Annotated in this window: 11 protein-coding genes; 4 read left to right on the forward strand and 7 right to left on the reverse strand. The window is 58.8% G+C overall.

Annotated features, from left to right (window positions below):
* Positions 1-69: 69 nt before the first annotated feature.
* The 3 genes from L1P08_RS07920 to L1P08_RS07930 all read left to right on the forward strand — a co-directional run bounded on the left by L1P08_RS07920 (position 70) and on the right by L1P08_RS07930 (position 5,696).
* Complete coding sequence (locus L1P08_RS07920) at positions 70-2,664, forward strand: sensor histidine kinase (RefSeq protein WP_303619455.1); 2,595 nt, start codon at positions 70-72, stop codon at positions 2,662-2,664.
* Between the two features lie 210 nt (positions 2,665-2,874).
* Positions 2,875-3,918, forward strand: coding sequence for an extracellular solute-binding protein (locus L1P08_RS07925; protein WP_303619456.1), 1,044 nt, complete (start codon positions 2,875-2,877; stop codon positions 3,916-3,918).
* A gap of 104 nt (positions 3,919-4,022) precedes the next feature.
* Positions 4,023-5,696: an ABC transporter permease gene (locus tag L1P08_RS07930; RefSeq protein ID WP_303619457.1), complete on the forward strand. Its 1,674-nt coding sequence runs from the start codon at positions 4,023-4,025 to the stop codon at positions 5,694-5,696.
* Positions 5,697-5,818: 122 nt separating this feature from the next.
* Here L1P08_RS07930 and L1P08_RS07935 read toward each other — a convergent pair whose 3' ends face one another.
* Together L1P08_RS07935 and bglA are read right to left on the reverse strand one after the other, a co-directional pair.
* The gene (locus L1P08_RS07935; RefSeq protein WP_303619458.1) at positions 5,819-6,826 is read right to left on the reverse strand and encodes an ABC transporter ATP-binding protein; all 1,008 of its coding nucleotides are present in this window, start codon (positions 6,824-6,826) and stop codon (positions 5,819-5,821) included.
* Between the two features lie 111 nt (positions 6,827-6,937).
* Positions 6,938-8,611, reverse strand: a complete 1,674-nt coding sequence (gene bglA, locus L1P08_RS07940) for a beta-galactosidase BglA (protein WP_303619459.1) — start codon at positions 8,609-8,611, stop codon at positions 6,938-6,940.
* A 173-nt stretch (positions 8,612-8,784) separates the two neighbouring features.
* Here bglA and L1P08_RS07945 point away from each other — a divergent pair, with 173 nt between their 5' ends.
* On the forward strand, positions 8,785-9,885 hold the full coding sequence (locus L1P08_RS07945; protein ID WP_303619460.1) for a LacI family DNA-binding transcriptional regulator: 1,101 nt from the start codon (positions 8,785-8,787) through the stop codon (positions 9,883-9,885).
* Positions 9,886-10,092: 207 nt separating this feature from the next.
* Here the strand turns inward: L1P08_RS07945 and L1P08_RS07950 are convergent, their stop codons facing one another.
* The 5 genes from L1P08_RS07950 to L1P08_RS07970 all read right to left on the reverse strand — a co-directional run bounded on the left by L1P08_RS07950 (position 10,093) and on the right by L1P08_RS07970 (position 17,527).
* Positions 10,093-11,256 (reverse strand): carbohydrate ABC transporter permease, encoded by a 1,164-nt coding sequence (locus L1P08_RS07950; RefSeq protein ID WP_438268454.1) that lies wholly within the window; start codon positions 11,254-11,256, stop codon positions 10,093-10,095.
* 38 nt (positions 11,257-11,294) lie between these two features.
* Complete coding sequence (locus L1P08_RS07955; RefSeq protein ID WP_303619518.1) at positions 11,295-12,305, reverse strand: carbohydrate ABC transporter permease; 1,011 nt, start codon at positions 12,303-12,305, stop codon at positions 11,295-11,297.
* Between the two features lie 94 nt (positions 12,306-12,399).
* On the reverse strand, positions 12,400-13,719 hold the full coding sequence (locus L1P08_RS07960) for an ABC transporter substrate-binding protein (RefSeq protein ID WP_438268446.1): 1,320 nt from the start codon (positions 13,717-13,719) through the stop codon (positions 12,400-12,402).
* Between the two features lie 320 nt (positions 13,720-14,039).
* Positions 14,040-15,353, reverse strand: coding sequence for a GH1 family beta-glucosidase (locus tag L1P08_RS07965; RefSeq protein ID WP_303616500.1), 1,314 nt, complete (start codon positions 15,351-15,353; stop codon positions 14,040-14,042).
* A gap of 122 nt (positions 15,354-15,475) precedes the next feature.
* On the reverse strand, positions 15,476-17,527 hold the full coding sequence (locus L1P08_RS07970) for a putative bifunctional diguanylate cyclase/phosphodiesterase (RefSeq protein ID WP_303616501.1): 2,052 nt from the start codon (positions 17,525-17,527) through the stop codon (positions 15,476-15,478).
* Positions 17,528-17,658 lie beyond the last annotated feature (131 nt).

A 17,658-nucleotide genomic window follows, 5' to 3' on the forward strand; every position in this document is an offset into this window, starting at 1 on the left:
AGGATTTGTAAAAATCTTGCCGCAATTTGTGCCAGAATGGCACATTGGCGCGTGGTGTTGTGAGTAGTGATGGGTATCAACGGGGTCAATTCTGAGGCTAGGCGACGCGCCATCGGTTATTTGACCGATCCTCGTCCGGCGTGGCTGTGGACAGCCAATGGCGATGAATTGTTGTGGCGCAACCCGGCGGCAAAACTTTTCCGCGCCAAGTCCAAGCGCCATGGGCTCAAACTCGCCCCGCTGGCGGTGCCGATCAAAGGTCAGGTTTCCCGCATTATCCGGCTGGGGGCCACTGGCCGCGCTTCACTGTCTCGCATTCAGTTTCTGGCCGGCAGCAAGCCGGTTTCCGCAACCTGCACCTGCACCCCCCTGCCGCTTGATGACGGCCGGGTGGCCTTGCTGGTTGTGGCCGTAGACCGCATCGACAAGGAATTGATGGCCGAGCACGGCCTGAGCGCTGAAATTCTCGATGATGTTTTTGACACCAATACCGGGTTTGTCATCAACGATGCCAAGGGCAATGTGCTGGCGGCGTCTGCCAGTGCCGCACATTTTGACAGCGCGCGTGACGAGGCCATCAGCCTGAGCGCCGGCCCGAACGCCGCCAAAGTGGTTCTGTTTGCCGCCGATCAGCTTGACGTGTCAGACGAAAGCCCCGTGTCTGAGATTGCGCCGGAACCGGATACCGACACGGTGCCCGCACGCGATCTTGGTTCCCTGCTCGACAGGCTGGCGGACGACGAGGCCCTTTTCACCCCGCTCGGCCCCGAGGATGATGTCATTCCTGAAGGCATTTCCAGCCCGGTGACGTTCTCACCTGCGCCAGACGGTGCTGTACCTGTGCAAGAGCGCGCCGAAGATGCAGCATCTGATGCCGTCGAAGACGACGACACAATTGTTGATGAAACCATATCCACCCCGGATGCCGATCAGCCGGACGATCAAAGCGATATAGATCCGCCGGTGGAAGCGACCCTGCCTGAGGTGGCCGAAAGCCTTTGGCGGATTGTGGGCCGGGGGTTTGAACCCGAGACGGTTGCCGACGACACCCCAGAACCGGAAAGCGCGCCCGCGCCTGCCGCTGAAGATGTCAGCTCGCGCTATAATTTCGAGGAATTATCGCGGATATTGTCCGACCGTGTTGGCCGCGAGCGTCAGGCCAGCGAATCCGGCACGCCCGACGTGGTGCAATTGCCGCCCAGCAAGGCGCCATCGCAGCAAAACAGCCTCGTCAATCTCAGCGATGAAAGCCTGGTGCTCAACCGGTTGCCGCTGGGTTTGCTGATTTTCCGCGATCAGCAAATCCTTTTTGCCAACCGCGCCCTGACCGAACTGGTCGGCTATCCCGACAGTGCCAGCCTGCGCGCTGTGGGCATGGGGGCGATTTTCCCCTCGCCCTCCCAGACAGGTGAAAACGCCGGCCCGGTGAACCATCTGGCCCATCGCGACGGCAGCCAGGTGCCGGTTGCGGCCCGTCTGCAATCTGTCACATGGCAGGGTGGCCCCGCCTTCATGCTCACCGCCCGGCACGAATTGCCACCGGTTGGCCCGGAAATGGCGGTCCGCAGTTTTGCCGAATCCCTTGCCGCGGTCGATGGCAGCGGCTTTCTGGAAACCAGCCGCGCGGGGATTATTTCCAGCGTGTCGGGACAGGCCGCAGCCCTTCTCGGGCGCACGCCGGAAGTGCTTATTGGCCGTCCGCTCGTTTTGATGGCGGGCCATAAAGAAGCGGCGAACCTGCGCGAATTTCTGGAAAAGCCCGCCCGGTTTGCCGGCACAGCGCGCCCCAGCCTGATCATGCGCGGCATCGATCCGACGCTGGAAATCATTCTGTTTGCCGAAGGTCAGGCGGGCATTGTCACCGGTTATTTTGGTCTGGTGCGCCGTGCCGCCGCCGTGAGCGACAGCCCGGACCGCGCCTTTGCGCCCGCCCCGGTTGAACCGGCGCATGAGAACGGGATTGATCCTTCCATTCTCAGCCGCCTCAGCCGTGGTGTGCGGCGGCCGCTCAATACGATTATCGGTTTTGCCGAGCTGATCCGCAGCCATGCATTCGGCCAGATCGAGAATGAGCGCTACACAGAATATGCGCGCGACATCAAATTTGCCGGGCAGGAAATTGTCGGCGTTATTGATGAGCTCGAAGATTTCGTGCGCCTGCACACAGGAGAGTATCAGGCAGCTCCCGTCGATTTTGATCTCGGGCTTTTGCTCGATAAATGCATGGTGCGGGTGCGCGGTGCGGCCGGCGCGGCGCGGGTTCTCGTGCGCAGCGCCATTTCCGAACGCCTGCCGCATATCCGTGCCGACGAAGCCTCCCTTGAGCAAGCCATTCTCAACCTGCTTGCCAGCGCCATCGACCAGACCCCACAGGGCGGACAGGTCGTGCTTTCGGCGCAACGCGAGGAAGATGGCGCGGTGGCCATTCACGTGCGCGACAGCGGCAGTTCGACCAATGACCTCTCAGAGCGCTTTGTTGTCTTCCGTGACGGGCTGGACCCCTCCGGTGCCGTGCGCCGTCCGGTGCATTCAAGCGTGGGGCTGGCGCTGACGCGCTCGCTGCTTGCGGTCAACACCTGCACGCTCACAATTGATCCCGCCGTGGGTGCCGGCACGCTGCTCAGCCTCGTCATTCCAGCCGACATGGCGGTGGATCGCGACTGATCCAACGGTGATATGTCAGCAAATAATGCCGACGGCCTCTCCCACTAATCCCCTGTTTTAACTCCAGAATCATCTGAAGCTTTTGAACGATTCTAAAGTTCAAAGCCTCGGTAACATATTGTATTTACTTCATTTCTTGACACGCCGACTGCAAACGGCGAAAAGGATCGCGTTTGCGCGGGACCTTGAACCCCGTCGGAAGGAGAAATCATGTCACTCAAGTCAATTGCTGCCATTTCCCTCATCTGCACGACAGCTCTGATGGGCGCCGCACCGGCATATGCCGATGCAGGCACCGTCAATATTTATTCCTATCGGCAGCCCTATCTGATCGAGCCGCTGCTGAGCCGTTTTGAAGAAGAAACCGGCATCAAGCCCGTCGTCCTTTTCGCCGATAGCGGCCTGATCGAACGCGCGGCGGCCGAGGGTGAAAACTCACCCGCCGATCTCATTCTGACCACGGATATCGGCAATCTGGCTGCCGCCAAGGAAGCCGGGATTTACCAGCCGATCGTGCTCGACAGCGTCGCCGCGCGCGTGCCTTCCGCCTATCAGGACCCGGACGGGGCCTGGGCTGCCATGTCGCTGCGTGCCCGCGTGTTCTATGCCTCGGCTGACCGGGTGAGCGAAGAGGCGATTGGCTATGACGATATCGCCGGGCCCGACTGGAAAGGCCGCCTTTGCACCCGTTCGGGCCAGCATGTCTACAATATCGGGCTTGTCGCTGCCCATATCGCCCATAATGGTGTCGATGAAACCCGCGAATGGCTTGCCGGGGTTCGGGAGAACCTGGCCTCCAAGCCCACAGGCGGCGACCGTACGCAGGTCAAATCCATTTTCTCAGGTGCCTGTGATCTGGCAATCGGCAATACCTATTACATGGGCCTGATGCTGAATAACGAGGAAGAGCCAGAGCAGAAGGACTGGGCCGCCGCTGTGCGGATCGTATTCCCGACCTTTGAGGAAGGCGGCACCCACGTCAATGTGTCCGGCGTTGTGCTGGCCAAGAACGCGCCGAACAAGGCGAATGCTGAAAAGCTGATCGACTTTCTGGTGTCGGATGAAGGCCAGTCACTCTATGCCGAGACCAATTACGAATATCCCGTTGTCGCCGAGGTTGCACCCTCCGACACCGTCAAGGCATGGGGCGCTTTGGTGCCCGATCCCACCCCCCTCAGCGAAATCGCGTCGCACCGTGCGGAAGCCAGTGCGCTGATGGACGAATTGCAGTTTGACGACGGACCGCAAAACTAGGATTTGTCGGAATTGCGGGGCATGGTTGCTTGCAGCCATGCCCTTTGCACACTACCAAGGGTAAAGCTGCCGTTTCGCCGAAGCGGGGCGTCAGGCCGGAGATGGTGGCGATAGCACTTGCCAAGCACATAGCGGGAAAAACGCAAGGCTGGAAGCTGCTGCCGATTGGCAGCCTGGTGCTTGTGCTCGCGGCCGGCCTGCCCATTATTTCCCTTCTCATTGCCGCCTTTGGTGCTGTGCCTTCAGGCAATAGCGGGCTCTTGGCCCGGATGCTGCCGATTGCCTTGCGCGATACGGGCTGGCTGATGCTGCAGGTGGGCATTGCCACCGGCACAATCGGACTGCTGGCCGCCTGGCTGGTGGCCCATTTCGATTTTCCAGGGCGTCGGCTGCTCGATTGGGGGCTTGTGCTGCCCCTGGCCATCCCCACCTATCTCAGCGCCTATGCCTGGGTGGAATTTCTTGATTTCACCGGCCCGATACAAACGGGCGTCAGAATGCTGACAGGGGCCAGCTCGATCCGGGATTACTGGTTTCCCGAAATCCAGACACCGGCAGGTGCCGCGCTGGTGATGAGCCTTGTGCTCTATCCTTATGTCTATTTGAGCTGCCGGGCGTTCTTTCTCATGCAGTCCGGCTCGATGACCGCCGCATCGCGCGTGCTGGGTGCCGGGGCCTATCGCACTTTTTTCACCATTGCCCTGCCTCTCTCGCGCCCGGCCATTGTTGTTGGTGTCACCCTTGCGTTGATGGAAGTGCTCAATGATCTGGGTGCCGTGCAGTATTTCGGGGTCAACAGTCTCACCGCTGTCATCTATTCCACCTGGCTGAACCGGGCCAATTTTGCCGGCGCAGCGCAGCTTGCCGTCACCATTGTGCTGATTGTCGGCATCCTGATCTGGGCCGAACAGCACGAGGCAAAGCGGCGGCGCTATCTCGGCCACCGCGATTCCCAGACGCCACCCCCGCTGGAGCGGCTTTATGGCTGGCGCGCCTTTGCCGCGAGCGCTGCCTGCACCCTTTTGCTGGCGCTCGGCTTTGGCGTGCCGGTTTTTGAACTGGTGTCGCTATCGGCCAAATACCTGATGGCCGGGCGCAGCGTTGCCGGTATTCTGCCGGCCCTGTTCAACACGCTGACGCTGGCTTTCATGGGGGCGCTCGTTTGCGTTGTCATCGGTCTTTATTCGGCCCGCCATTTCAACAGCAAGCGCACCGGGCGCAGTGCCAAGGGCATGTTGCGCATTGCAACCCTTGGCTATGCCCTGCCCGGCACTGTGTTGGCGCTCGGGCTGACCGCCCCGCTAGGTCTGCTGGATGGCTGGCTCAATGACTTTACCCGCGCCACGCTGGACTGGATGCCGGGGCTGATCATTTCCGGCTCGTTCTTTGCGCTGGTCTATGCCTATTCAATCCGCTTTCTCGCGGTCAGCCATAATACGCTGGATGCGGCGATCAAACGGCGCGGCCCATCCCTCCTCGATGCCGCCCAGGTTTTGGGTGCCCATGGCTGGCGGCTCGCCTTCCGGGTGGATTTGCCAACGCTGACGCCCGCCATTATCAGCGCGGCAACGCTGGTATTTGTGGAATGCGTCAAGGAATTGCCGGCAACGCTTTTATTACGGCCGCTGGGCGTCGAAACGCTGGCCACGCTGGTCTATCAGCAGGCGAGCGCCGAAGTGTTCACCTCGGCAGCCTTGCCAGCGCTGGCGATTGTGCTGGCCGGCCTTGTGCCAGTGGTGCTGGCCAGCCATTTGTCCGGCCGCCGCCGGGTCAGCTGAAGCGGCCTTTCCCTGCATTGCCCTTCGACAATCTCACGGTGAGGGGCAGTGCTTGCAGCCCCCACAATGTCATTCCCGCGCAGGCGGGGATGACAGGGAACAGGTGACTTTGCTGCCCGACCCTAATGGGCGATCGGCAGGCCTTTGTCATCAAACAGGTGATAGAGATTGTCGCGCGGGGAGAAGCTGATCGAATCGCCGGTGCGGTAATCAGACTTGCCTTCCTGACGGATGATCACCGGCTCGTCGGCGCCCATGTTCACGTACACATAGGAATCGGAACCCAGATTTTCCGAATAGATGACCTTGCCGGACCACGCGCCATCGCCATTGGCGACCTGCAGATGCTCGGGCCGGACGCCAACAGTTGTCGCCTTGAACTTTTCGGCATCCGGGCCGCTCATGAAGTTCATTTTCGGCGAACCGATAAACTGGGCCACGAACAGCGATTTCGGATTCTCATAGAGTTCCATGGGGGTGCCGACCTGCTGCACGATACCGTCGCGCAGAACCACAATCCGGTCCGCCATGGTCATGGCTTCCACCTGGTCATGGGTCACATAGATCATGGTGGTGTCCGGCAGGCTGTCGTTCAGCGTGGCGATTTCCATGCGCATCTGCACGCGCAGCGCCGCATCGAGGTTGGAAAGCGGTTCGTCGAACAGGAAGACCTTGGGATCCCGCACAATGGCCCGGCCAATGGCAACGCGCTGGCGCTGACCACCTGAAAGCGCCTTGGGCAGGCGATCAAGATAATCGGTCAATTGCAACTTGTCCGCCGCGGCATCGACCATTTGCTTGATCTTTTCCTTGGGCAGTTTTTGCAATTTCAGCGAATAGGCCATGTTATCGAACACGGTCATATGCGGGTAAAGCGCATAGGACTGGAACACCATGGCAATGCCGCGCTTTGAAGGGGCGACGTCATTGACCATGCGCCCGTCGATTTCCAGCGTGCCCTTTGTGATGCTTTCCAGCCCGGAGATGCACCGCAACAGGGTGGATTTGCCGCAGCCGGAGGGTCCGACAAAAACGACAAATTCGCCCGATTTGATATCGAGGTTGATGTCCTTCAAAATCTCCACAGCGCCGTAATTCTTGTAGAGATTCCTGATCTTGAGATCGGCCATGCTGTTCCCCCTCGACGTTATCGCCAGTGCCGGTGGATCCGGCTATTTAAAAATCGTTCAAAGCCCGCTCTGCCCGGGCGGACACAGTTCCTGATGCAGCTTGTGCCTGGTTCAGCCTGCAGCCCCTATGTAAGCGCCAAACGGCACCAAATTCAACAAGCCCGTTGTCTCGACCGATATGGTGCCGGGCGCATCAATATCGGTGAGCGTCATCGCTTCGGGTGGCTGATAGGCTATTGCCGCGTCACTCATGTTGAACGCGCAGAACAGCCTCTCGCCCTCATATTCCCGCGTGAACGCCAATACGCCATCCGGCGCATCAACCAGGGTGATGGCGCCCTTCACCAGAGCCGGGTGCTGTTTACGGAAGCGGGTCAATGCGCGGTAGAATGCCAGGGTGGAATTATTCTGGCTTTCCTGCACATCGACTGCCCGGCCCAGATGGTCCGAGGGCACGGGCAACCAGGCATGCGGGGCCGTTGAAAAGCCGCCCAGATGGGAGGCGGATTGCCACACCATTGGTGTCCGGCACCCGTCGCGGCCCTTGTAATTGGGCCAGAATTCCTTGCCATAGGGATCGACCAGATCGTCAAAGGCGATCTCGGCCTCGGTCAGCGCCAGTTCCTCGCCCTGATAGAGACAAACCGATCCTTTCATGCTCATCAACAACGTTGCGGCCAGACGCGCGAACACGTCCTCATTGCCGTGCCGGGTCCAGCGGCTGACATGACGGGTGACGTCATGGTTGGAGAAGGCAAGGCATGTCCAGCCATCCGGGGCTTCACGCTCAATGGTCTCAATCGACTCGCGGAAATGTTCGGGAGTGAACTCGCCGCCCAGAAAGTCGAACGTATAGGCCATGTGCAGGTGATTGTCGCCGGAGGTATATTCCGCCATGACTTCAAGCTGACGCTGGGCGTCGCCGATCTCGCCGACCGATGTGGTGCCGGGAAATTCGTCGAGCAGGGCGCGGATGTCTTCCATGAAGACGACATTTTCCGGCTGACTCTTGTCGTAGATATGATCCTGCAGATTATAGGGGTTCACATCCGGGGCGGTGGAGGCATTGTAATCCTCGGGCTTGACCGCCGGATTGGGTTCGAGCCCTTGCGAGCAGAAATAGAAATTGACCGTATCGAGCCGGAAGCCATCAACACCGCGCTCCAGCCAGAACCGCATTTCACCCAAAAGCGCCTTGCGCACCTCGGGATTGTGGAAATTCAGGTCCGGCTGGCTGGCGAGGAAATTGTGCATGTAATACTGCATGCGGCGCGGGTCCCAGGTCCAGGCCGAACCGCCAAAGATCGACAGCCAGTTATTGGGCGGGGTGCCATCGGGCTTCGGATCGGCCCAGACATACCAGTCCTTGCGGGCATTGGTGCGCGACTGGCGGCTTTCCTGAAACCAGGCATGCTGATCCGAGGAATGGCTGATCACCTGATCGATGATCACCTTCAGCCCGAGTTCATGGGCCTTTTCAAGCAGACGGTCAAAATCCTCGATAGTGCCAAAAACCGGATCGACATCGCGGTAGTTGGAGACGTCATAGCCGAAATCCTTCATCGGCGAGGTGAAGAAGGGCGATAGCCAGATCGCATCGACCCCGAGATCCGCCACATATTCCAGCCGCTGGGTAATGCCGACGAGATCGCCGATACCGTTGCCGCTATGATCCTGAAACGAGCGCGGATAGATCTGGTAGATCACCGCGCCGCGCCACCAGTCCGGATCCGTGGCGGTGGGTGTTTCGTGATAGGATTCCGCCGACGCCAAACCGTGAATCAATGCAAACTCTCCCAATCCCGGCAGTAGCCAGCGTTCATGCACTGCCCCGCCCGGAATTTTACCAAAACGTTTTAGTTGCTGAACATTATCGAAAACATTGGCATTTCGTCAACTGAAAGAGTTAGGCTACACTGGAATTTGCATTATACAAAAGGCATAGAAATCAACAGCTTATGGCGAAAGACCGTAAAACCAGCTCTCTGACCCGCCCAACCGGCGTGCGTAGTGTCACGATCAAGGACCTCGCCGCGGAGCTAGAGCTGTCGATTACCACCATTTCCCGGGCGCTGAATGGCTATACCGATGTGGGGGAGAAGACCCGCAAACGCGTGGAGGAAGCCGCCCAGCGCGTGGGCTATCGCCCCAATCGCAATGCGCAGCGTCTGGTCACCCAGCGCACCCATAGTTTCGCCTGGGTGCAAGCCGACAATGACCGCAAATTCGTCGATCCGCATTTCGTTGAAGTCATGTCGGGCGTGTTGCGCGCGGCACGGGGCCATAATTACGATCTGGTGCTGACCAGCGCCCTGCCCGACCAGCGCATGACCGCTTATGACCGCTATGTACGCGACAATAGTGTGGACGGCTTTATTGTCGATCTGCCGCAACCGGGCGACCCGTGCATCAGCTTTCTGCTCGATGCCCACCGGCCGTTTGTCGTGCATGGGCGCGAGGAGCGGGCTGATCAATATGGCTGGGTCGATATCGATAATTTCGGCAATTTCTACGATCTGACCCGATTGATGATCGCCAATGGTCATCGCCATATCGCCTTTATCAATGGCGACGAGACCTATTCATTTGCCATTGCCCGGCGCAAGGGGGCCGAGGCGGCGGTGCGCGATATGGGCCTTGCGCCAGACAGTCTCACCATTCTCAGTTCGGTCCACCCGATGACCGATGCCGGATTTCAGCTGACCGAACAGGCGCTGAACCTGCCCGGGGTCAGCGCCCTGCTCTACTCATCTACCCTGATGGCGGTTGAGGGGTATGCGGCAATCGCCCGGGCGGGCCGTGAGGTCGATGGCGTCGATCTGGCCGTTGGCACCATGGATGATGAATTGCATTTTCTTGATATCGGCAGGTTTACCGGCCAGTTCACCTTTGTGCGCTCCTCACTGCGGGAGGCGGGTGCGGCGCTGATCGCGGAACTGATCCGTGAATGCGAAGATGGGCAGCCCCCCGCCGGCACGATCATACCTTCCAGCTTTCAGTGCGCGGCAGGCATGGACGCTGCCATTCTCGCAACCCCACGCCTCAGCGCCGAAACCTAGCCCTGTCTCAGGCCTTGATGCCTCCCTTTCGTCATCGCGAGGCGCGCAGCGCTGTGGCGATCCAGAGCCACAAGCGCTGGTGCCAGCCGCTTCTGGATTGCCACGCGCCTTTGGCGCTCACAATGACGGCGCCGCCCGTTCGACCCATAAAAAAAGGCCGGCATCGCAGCCGGCCTTTAGTTTGGGGAGGTCAATATCTTGTGCGGCTTATCCGCCTTTTACCGAACCGGCCAACAGGCCGCGGACGAAATAGCGCTGCAGTGAGAAGAACACGATCAGCGGCACGATGATGGAGATGAACGCGCCGGATGTGAGGATTTCCCAATTGTCACCGCGTGAGCCGAGCAGTTCGCGCAAACGGCCGGTCAGCACCAGTGTTTGTTCGGTATTGCCCAGAAAGACCGTTGCCACCAGCAGGTCATTCCACACCCAAAGGAACTGGAAGATGGCGAATGACGCCAGAGCCGGGAACGACAGCGGCAGCACCATGGTGGTGAAAATGTGGAAATGCGAGGCCCCGTCCACGCGGGCGGATTCCATGATTTCGCGTGGCAATCCGGCCATGTAATTGCGCAACAGATAAATGGCCAAAGGTAGGCCGAACCCGGTATGGGCCAGCCAGATGCCCAGATAGGTCTTGCTCTGCCCCCCGGTCATATTGGCAATGCCATTATACATGCGCAAAAGCGGGATCAGCGACATTTGCAGCGGCACCACCAGCAGGCCCACCACAACCGCCACCAATATGCCACGCCCCGGGAACTGCATCCAGGCCAGTGCATAGGCGGCAAAGGCGGCGATCAGGATGGGGATGATCGTTGCCGGGATTGTGACGGTGAACGAGTTGATGAATGACCGTCCGATGCCATTGGAATTGATCACCTCAATATAATTGTCGAGGGTGAATTGCGGGGGGATGGAGGCAATATAGAATACGCGCGGCCCGCGTGTATGCGTGAATTCGGTTGCGGACACCCAATCAAAACTGCCATCCGCCATAACGGTGATCTCACCGCCGTCACGCATGGGCAATGTGTCGCCCGGTTGCGCGGCCGCGAGATCATTATTGCCAAGCCCATAGCTGACAATGGTGCGGCTGGAATCCGGTTCAAACAGCCGGCCGCTGATGTGGAATGTGCCATTTTCAGCGACCTGATCCTTGGCTGTGCCCAGCCGTGCAACCTCGCTGCGGTCTGTGGCGACAAGCGCCGTCCACCAGCCGGAAATCGTCAGCTGGTCCTTGTCGCGCACCGAACTGACCAGAAGGCCGGCGGTGGGAAAGGTCCACAACAGCACAAGGAACAAAAGTGCGGCGTGGGCGGCCATGCGGCCCCATTTTATCCGCGCCAGGAATGAGGGGCGGGCTGGCATATCAGATATCTTGGCATCTGCCACAGCTGTGTTGGTCATCAGCGGGTTACCTCCTCAGCGTTGGCATTGCGGATATTCCACACCATGATCGGCAGCACGGCCAGCATGATGACAATGGCAATGGTGGAACTGCGCCCACTGTCGCCGCCACCCCGGAACATCCAGTCGAACATCAGGTTGGCGAGCACCTGGGTGTCCCATTGGCCATTGGTCATGGCCAGAACGATATCGAACACCTTGAGCACGGTAATGGTGATCGTGGTCCAGACCACCAGAATGGTGGGAAATATCTGCGGGATCATGATGTCGAAGAAAATCCGGATATCACTGGCACCGTCGATACGGGCAGCTTCCAGCGTTTCATCGGGAATGCCGCGCAGGGCTGCAGACAGGATGACCATGGCAAAACCGGTCTGAATCCAGATCAGGATGACCATGAGGAAAATGCTGTTCCAGAACGGCAACGTGATCCAGGCCTGCGGCGTGCCGCCAAAGGCCTGCACGATGGCGTTGAGCACACCAATCTGGTCAGCTTCCGGGCCGCGGTAATCATAGACAAATTTCCAGATCACCGACGCGCCGACAAAGGAGATGGCCATGGGCATGAAGATCAGCGACTTGGCGATATTGCCCCACCAGAGCCGGTCAGCCAGCACCGCGACCAGAAGGCCGAAGGCGGTTGCCGCGGAGGGCACAATGATCAGCCAGAGCAGGTTATTGCCGATGGACTGAAGAAAATTGGGATCCTGAAAGGCCCAGAGGTAGTTGGAAAAGCCGATAAAATTATTGCCGGTGCGGTCGCCGAAAGACAGCCAGAGCGTGGCGAAAACCGGATAGGCAAGATAAAGGCCCATGAAAAACAGGGCGGGTGCCAGAAACAGCCAGGGGCGGATTTTGGTGCGCAATGTGTCGCGACGAACCGATTCGCGACCACCCATTTCATCCGAGGCGAGAAACTTGTCGAGCAACCAATTGGTGCCCCAGAAATACAAAAAGCACGCCATAACACCAACGATTACGGTGATGAGCGCGTAAGTTATCTGTTCCAACATCTGAAAACTCCCCCCTCAGATCGTCTTCACCGGTTTGCCCGGCATCTTAGTTTGGCCCGGCGCTGAGCGCCGGGCCAGAGTTTTCATTGTCTTATTTGATCGAATCCCAGCTGGCCTGGATTTCGTCAGCCACTTCCTGAGCGGACTTGCCGCCGACATAGTCGACCATGCCCGTCCAGAAGGACCCGGCGCCAACGGCACCCGGCATCAGATCGGAACCATCGAAACGGAAGGTGGTGGCATTGGTGAGGATTTCACCGAGACCGCGCTGGGTATCGTCGGCATAGGCTGCCGGATCAACACCCTTGAACGGGGTCAGGAAGCCGGAAAGACCCATCCATGTTTCATGTGCTTCTTTTGTCTCGAGATATTTGATGAAAGCAACAGCGGCCGAGCTGTCCTTGGTGATGGCAAACAGGGTGCCAGCGCCAAGTACCGGGTTGCCGAGGTCTTTTTCAGCAAAGGGCGGGAAGTAGAAGAAGTCTGCATCGACGCCCATTTCCGTGCCTTCAGGGAAGAAGGAGGGAATGAACGAGGCCTGGTGATGCATGTAGCATTTGGGCGGCACGGCGAAGAGGCCCTTGGGGCTATCGCGGAAGTCGGTCGCACCAACAGCGGCAGCACCGCCATCCACCATGGCATCATCCTTGGCGAACATGCCGAAGGTTTCAATCGCTTCAACAACACGCGGGTCGTTGAATTTGACTTCATTGCTTACCCACTGGTCATAGACTTCAGGGGACTGCGTGCGCAGCATGATGTCTTCAATCCAGTCGGTGGCCGGCCAGCCGGTAGCAGCGCCTGAACCCAGACCAATGCACCAGGGCGTGCCGCCATCGGCAACGATCTGCTTGGACAGGGCGATCAGGTCTTCCATGCTTTCGGGCACGTCATAGCCTGCATCGGCGAAATTATCCGGCGAATACCAGACCAGCGATTTCACATCCGCCTTGAAGGGGAACGCGAACAGCTTGGTCTCGCCATTCTGGTCCGGATAGCTGGAGAGATCGACCCAGGACTGTCCGGCGGAATAGTTATCCGTCAGATAGGCCTTCACATCGTCGTCAAGCGCGGTCAACTGGCCCTTGGCGGCAAGGTCGGCTGCAAGGCCGGGCTGCGGGAACACCGCAATATTGGGGGGTGAACCGGCGGACGTATCGATAACGATCTGCTGTTCGAAGCTGTCGGAACCGGAATAGTTCACCGTGGCGCCGGTCGCGGCCGTAAAGCCGTCGATGACCTTCTGGAAGTTTTCCTGATCGGCCGTCAGCCAGGGGCCAAAAATGGTCAGCGTCTCACCGCTGAGGTCCATGGCTTCAACATCAGACATCATGGTCTGGGCGTTGACGCCGGTCGCGCATGCCAAAAGCATCGCTACAGCAGATACGCCTGCTCTTAGTTTCTTGTGCATATAGTCCTCCCATTGCACCATATTTAAGGGCTCAAACTCTCAAATAACGAGCTGGCCCCCGCCCTTCCGGAATCTCCAAAACGTTTTGGATTTCAAAACGTTTTGGCCGCTGTTTGTATCGGTATGCCGGTCGGTTAGCGGTCCCTCAAATTGGCACAAACCCGCGGGGTTGCCAAGTCGCTTGTCCATCGCGATCAAAGTATCCGCCAAATGTTTGCGGCAAATAGCAAGTCGTACTGACCCTAGTTTCGTCGCCGGAACCCCTCACCTCCCGTGCCGCGCATGATCCGCACTGAACCCTGCCTCGCTGGCCTTCCCTGTCAGCTATTATGCAACAGGCCCTGAAAAGCGCGGTAGCTGGCCTTGGGGCTGCGCTTCTGGGTTTCGTAATCCACGTGCACCAAGCCGAATCGTTTGGCATAGCCTTCGGCCCATTCAAAATTGTCGAGCAGTGACCAGGCGAAATAGCCGCGCACATCGGCGCCCTGCCGCTGCGCTTCCAGCACCGCCTTCAGATGCGCTTCGTAATAATTCACCCGGCGCGGATCATCGATCCCCTCAACCTCGGCCATGCCGTTCTCGGTCACGAAAATCGGCAGCTTTTTATAGTCATCGGACACGCGCACCAGCAGATCCGTCAGGCCTTGCGGATAGATTTCCCAACCAATATCGGTTTTCTCCAGCGGGCCCTCGACCGGCTTTGCCGGAAATGCCGGTGTTGCCGGATCGTCGGCGATCAGCGAGCGGGTGTAATAATTGATCCCCAGCCAGTCGATCGGCGTGCCCACAACCGCCATGTCATCGGCAAAGCCGTCGGGCAGATGGTCGCCAAGCCGTTTCACGATGTCGGCGGGGTATTCTCCCTTGAGTACCCCATCGAGATACCAGCGGTTGAAAATACCGTCGAACAGATGCGTCGCTGCCTTGTCCGCCGGGCTGTCTGTTGCCGGTTCGGACTTTTGCAGGTTGAGCACGATGCCAAGGTTCTTCGCGCCTTCGGCCCGCAGGGCGTTGACCGCTGTGCCATGGGCCAGCAGCACATGGTGCATGGCGCGGGCCGTGGCGCGGATATCGCGATAGCCGGGTGCATGGGCACCGATGAAATGGCTGAGAAAGGCGACACACCAGGGTTCGTTGATTGTCGCCATGGCGTCCAGCCGGTCGCCGAATTTTTGCTGCACCAGCACGGCGTAATCGGCGAACCAGCCGGCGATATCGCGGTTCATCCAGCCGCCCTTGTCCTGCAAGGGCGAGGGCAGATCCCAGTGGTAGAGCGTGGCATAAGGTTTGAGACCCCGTTCCAGCATGCCATCGATCAGCCGGTCGTAAAAATCCACGCCCTTGTCGTTCACCGTCCCGGTGCCCGCCGGAATCAGCCGGGGCCAGGCAAAGGAAAAGCGGTAGGCATCAAATCCTGCATCGCGCATCAGGTCGAGGTCTTCGGGCCAGCGATTGTAATGGTCGCAGGCCATTACCCCGCTATCGCCCTTGTCGGTATTGCCGGGGGTTGCCGCAAAACTGTCCCAGATGGCGGGGCCGCGCCCGTCTGTCTGCCCGCCCTCGATTTGATAAGCGGCCGTGGCGGCACCGAAGGTGAAGTCAGGTCCGAACTGGTTGCGTGACACTGAAAACATGATTGGCTCCCTCGCGCGCTGGCAATTTTTGTAATCGATTACAGAATTGCAGCGGTTTAGCGCACCCAATCAGTGTGTCAAGTCAGTTTGGGGGCGGCACCGGGGCTGAAGGGCGCCCCGTCTCAGCCATTCACCTCAATAAGGCCGGGGGCCTTTGCGGGCTGTTGGTCATTTTCGCCGAGATTGGACAGCACAAAGGCCGCCAGCTCGGTATCCGGCATGGCCTTGGCGTAAAGATAGCCCTGAAAATAATCACATTCGAGGTCAGACAATACTTCGGCCTGCTCTTCCGTCTCGATACCTTCCGCCGTCACCGTCATGTCGAGCCGATGCCCCAGAAGAATGATGGTTTCGAGGACTTCCCTGACTTTTTCCTTGTCATCGGCCAGTCCGGCGATGAACGAGCGATCGATCTTGATCTTGTCGAAACCGAATTTCCACAAGTAGCCAAGACTGGAATAGCCGGTACCAAAGTCGTCCATGGCGATCGAAACACCGAGCTGGCGCAATTCATCAAGCTGGGTGGCAACCTTTTCGGTATTGTCCATCAACAGGCTTTCGGTGACTTCCAGTTCCAGACGTTTCGGGTCCAGACCGCTTTTGGCGAGCGCGCGCTTGACGATGGATACCAGAGAACCATCATCAAATTGCCGCGCGGACAGGTTCACCGCCACGAATAGCGGTTCCGGCCAGTCGCGGGCCGCTGTGACCGCCTTTTCCAGCACCCAGCCGCCAATCGTGCCGATCACACCCATGGCTTCGGCAATCGGGATAAATTCTGCGGGAGGAATGGCAATGCCCTCGGCATCATTCAGGCGCAATAAGGCCTCGAACCCGGCGCATTGCTTACTTCCCTGATGCAGGAGCGGCTGGAAATGCAGCTCGAAACGATCATTGTCGATACCGGCGCGGATGGCTGTCTCGATCCGCTGACGCCGCTTCTGGCGCGCTTCCAGATCGGGGGTGAAGATACAATAGGTGTTGCGGCCTTCCATCTTGGCTTCGTAAAGCGCGATATCGGCCTTTTGCATGCGCGCCTCGAGCGATAGCGGGGTGTCGCCCGCGTAATGGATTCCGAGGCTGAGATGTCCCCTGATCGTCTGGCCATCACGATGCACAGGAACGGAGGCTGCCGCCTGGATTTTTTTCACCAGTGTTTCAATCTCTTGCACGCTGCCGCGCTGGGCGAGGATGACGAACTCGTCGCCACCAAGGCGCCCGGCCACGTCACCATCCGCCAGATTGCGGGAAATGGCCTCACCGACATGGCGCAAAAACGCGTCGCCACCCTTGTGCCCGAACGTATCGTTGATGGATTTGAAGTGGTCGAGATCAATAAAGATCATGCCGGTACGGGCCAGATCCACATCGCCGGAAGCCAGTTTCTGGTCAAGCATGGAGGTAAATCCCGCCCGATTCAGCAATTGGGTGACCTGATCATAGCGCGCCAGGTAATCCACCTGTTTGCGCGACCGGGCTTCCTGCCTGGTTTTGATGACGAAGGCGATATAGGCAATGCTGAAAACAAGCGCAAAGATCGCGGCGACCGAAAGGGAGAGCACGCTGAAGGATTGGTGGAAAAGGCGGGCAATGACTGTCTGATCGACCATAACCTGGGCCACGTCGGTCACTGTGCCATCTGCGCCGTGCAGTGGCACAAAAGCTTCGATATACGTATCAGGCAGCCCAAGACCGGGCGCCCCATGATGCAATTGCGACTGGCTCACGCCTTCCACCCGCACGGTTTCAATAATGGTGTCATGGCTGTGATCGGACGGATCGCCGGCCGTAGCTATATGACCATCATCATGCTGGGTCGCCGTGACGACATGGTAATGGAAAACGTCGCCGGCGCTGCCGAAGCCTTCGACTTGTATATGATTGCCCCTTCCGGCCGACGGGATCGCCTGCCCCACAGACAGATCCGCACCGTGGTCGTCTTCATGGGCGTGATGGTCCCCGGCATCGGGTGACACAGCTTCAGGTTCTGATTCCATGGCGGGCATATTGCCGGCGGCCAGCTGTTCAAGGTGGCGTGTCCATAATTCGGCCGTATGCAATCCGGCAACCGAGACCGCCTTGTCGACGGCAACCTTCAATCCGGATGTCGCACCAACCGCAATGATAGCGACGAATGCGAGTAATCCAAAAACATATAAAGCCGACTTCACCATGTTGCCTCCCGATCGATTCAGGCAAAGTCACATGGAAAGATTGATCATTAGTTTGTTCTAATTCAATCTCGCCGCTACCGCGTAATCTGGTTAAAAAAGCCTAAACCAGCCCGGGAACGGGTATCGGGGCC

It is taken from the genome of Mariluticola halotolerans, assembly GCF_021611515.1.
GTDB lineage: Bacteria > Pseudomonadota > Alphaproteobacteria > Rhizobiales > Devosiaceae > Mariluticola > Mariluticola halotolerans.

Coding starts and splice junctions, on each gene's coding strand:
- L1P08_RS07920 (WP_303619455.1), top strand. CDS start 70: ATGGGTATCAACGGGGTCAATTCTGAGGCTAGGCGACGCGCCATCGGT.
- L1P08_RS07925 (WP_303619456.1), top strand. CDS start 2,875: ATGTCACTCAAGTCAATTGCTGCCATTTCCCTCATCTGCACGACAGCT.
- L1P08_RS07935 (WP_303619458.1), bottom strand. CDS start 6,826: ATGGCCGATCTCAAGATCAGGAATCTCTACAAGAATTACGGCGCTGTG.
- L1P08_RS07945 (WP_303619460.1), top strand. CDS start 8,785: ATGGCGAAAGACCGTAAAACCAGCTCTCTGACCCGCCCAACCGGCGTG.
- L1P08_RS07950 (WP_438268454.1), bottom strand. CDS start 11,256: ATGCCAGCCCGCCCCTCATTCCTGGCGCGGATAAAATGGGGCCGCATG.
- L1P08_RS07960 (WP_438268446.1), bottom strand. CDS start 13,719: ATGCACAAGAAACTAAGAGCAGGCGTATCTGCTGTAGCGATGCTTTTG.
- L1P08_RS07965 (WP_303616500.1), bottom strand. CDS start 15,353: ATGTTTTCAGTGTCACGCAACCAGTTCGGACCTGACTTCACCTTCGGT.
- L1P08_RS07970 (WP_303616501.1), bottom strand. CDS start 17,527: ATGGTGAAGTCGGCTTTATATGTTTTTGGATTACTCGCATTCGTCGCT.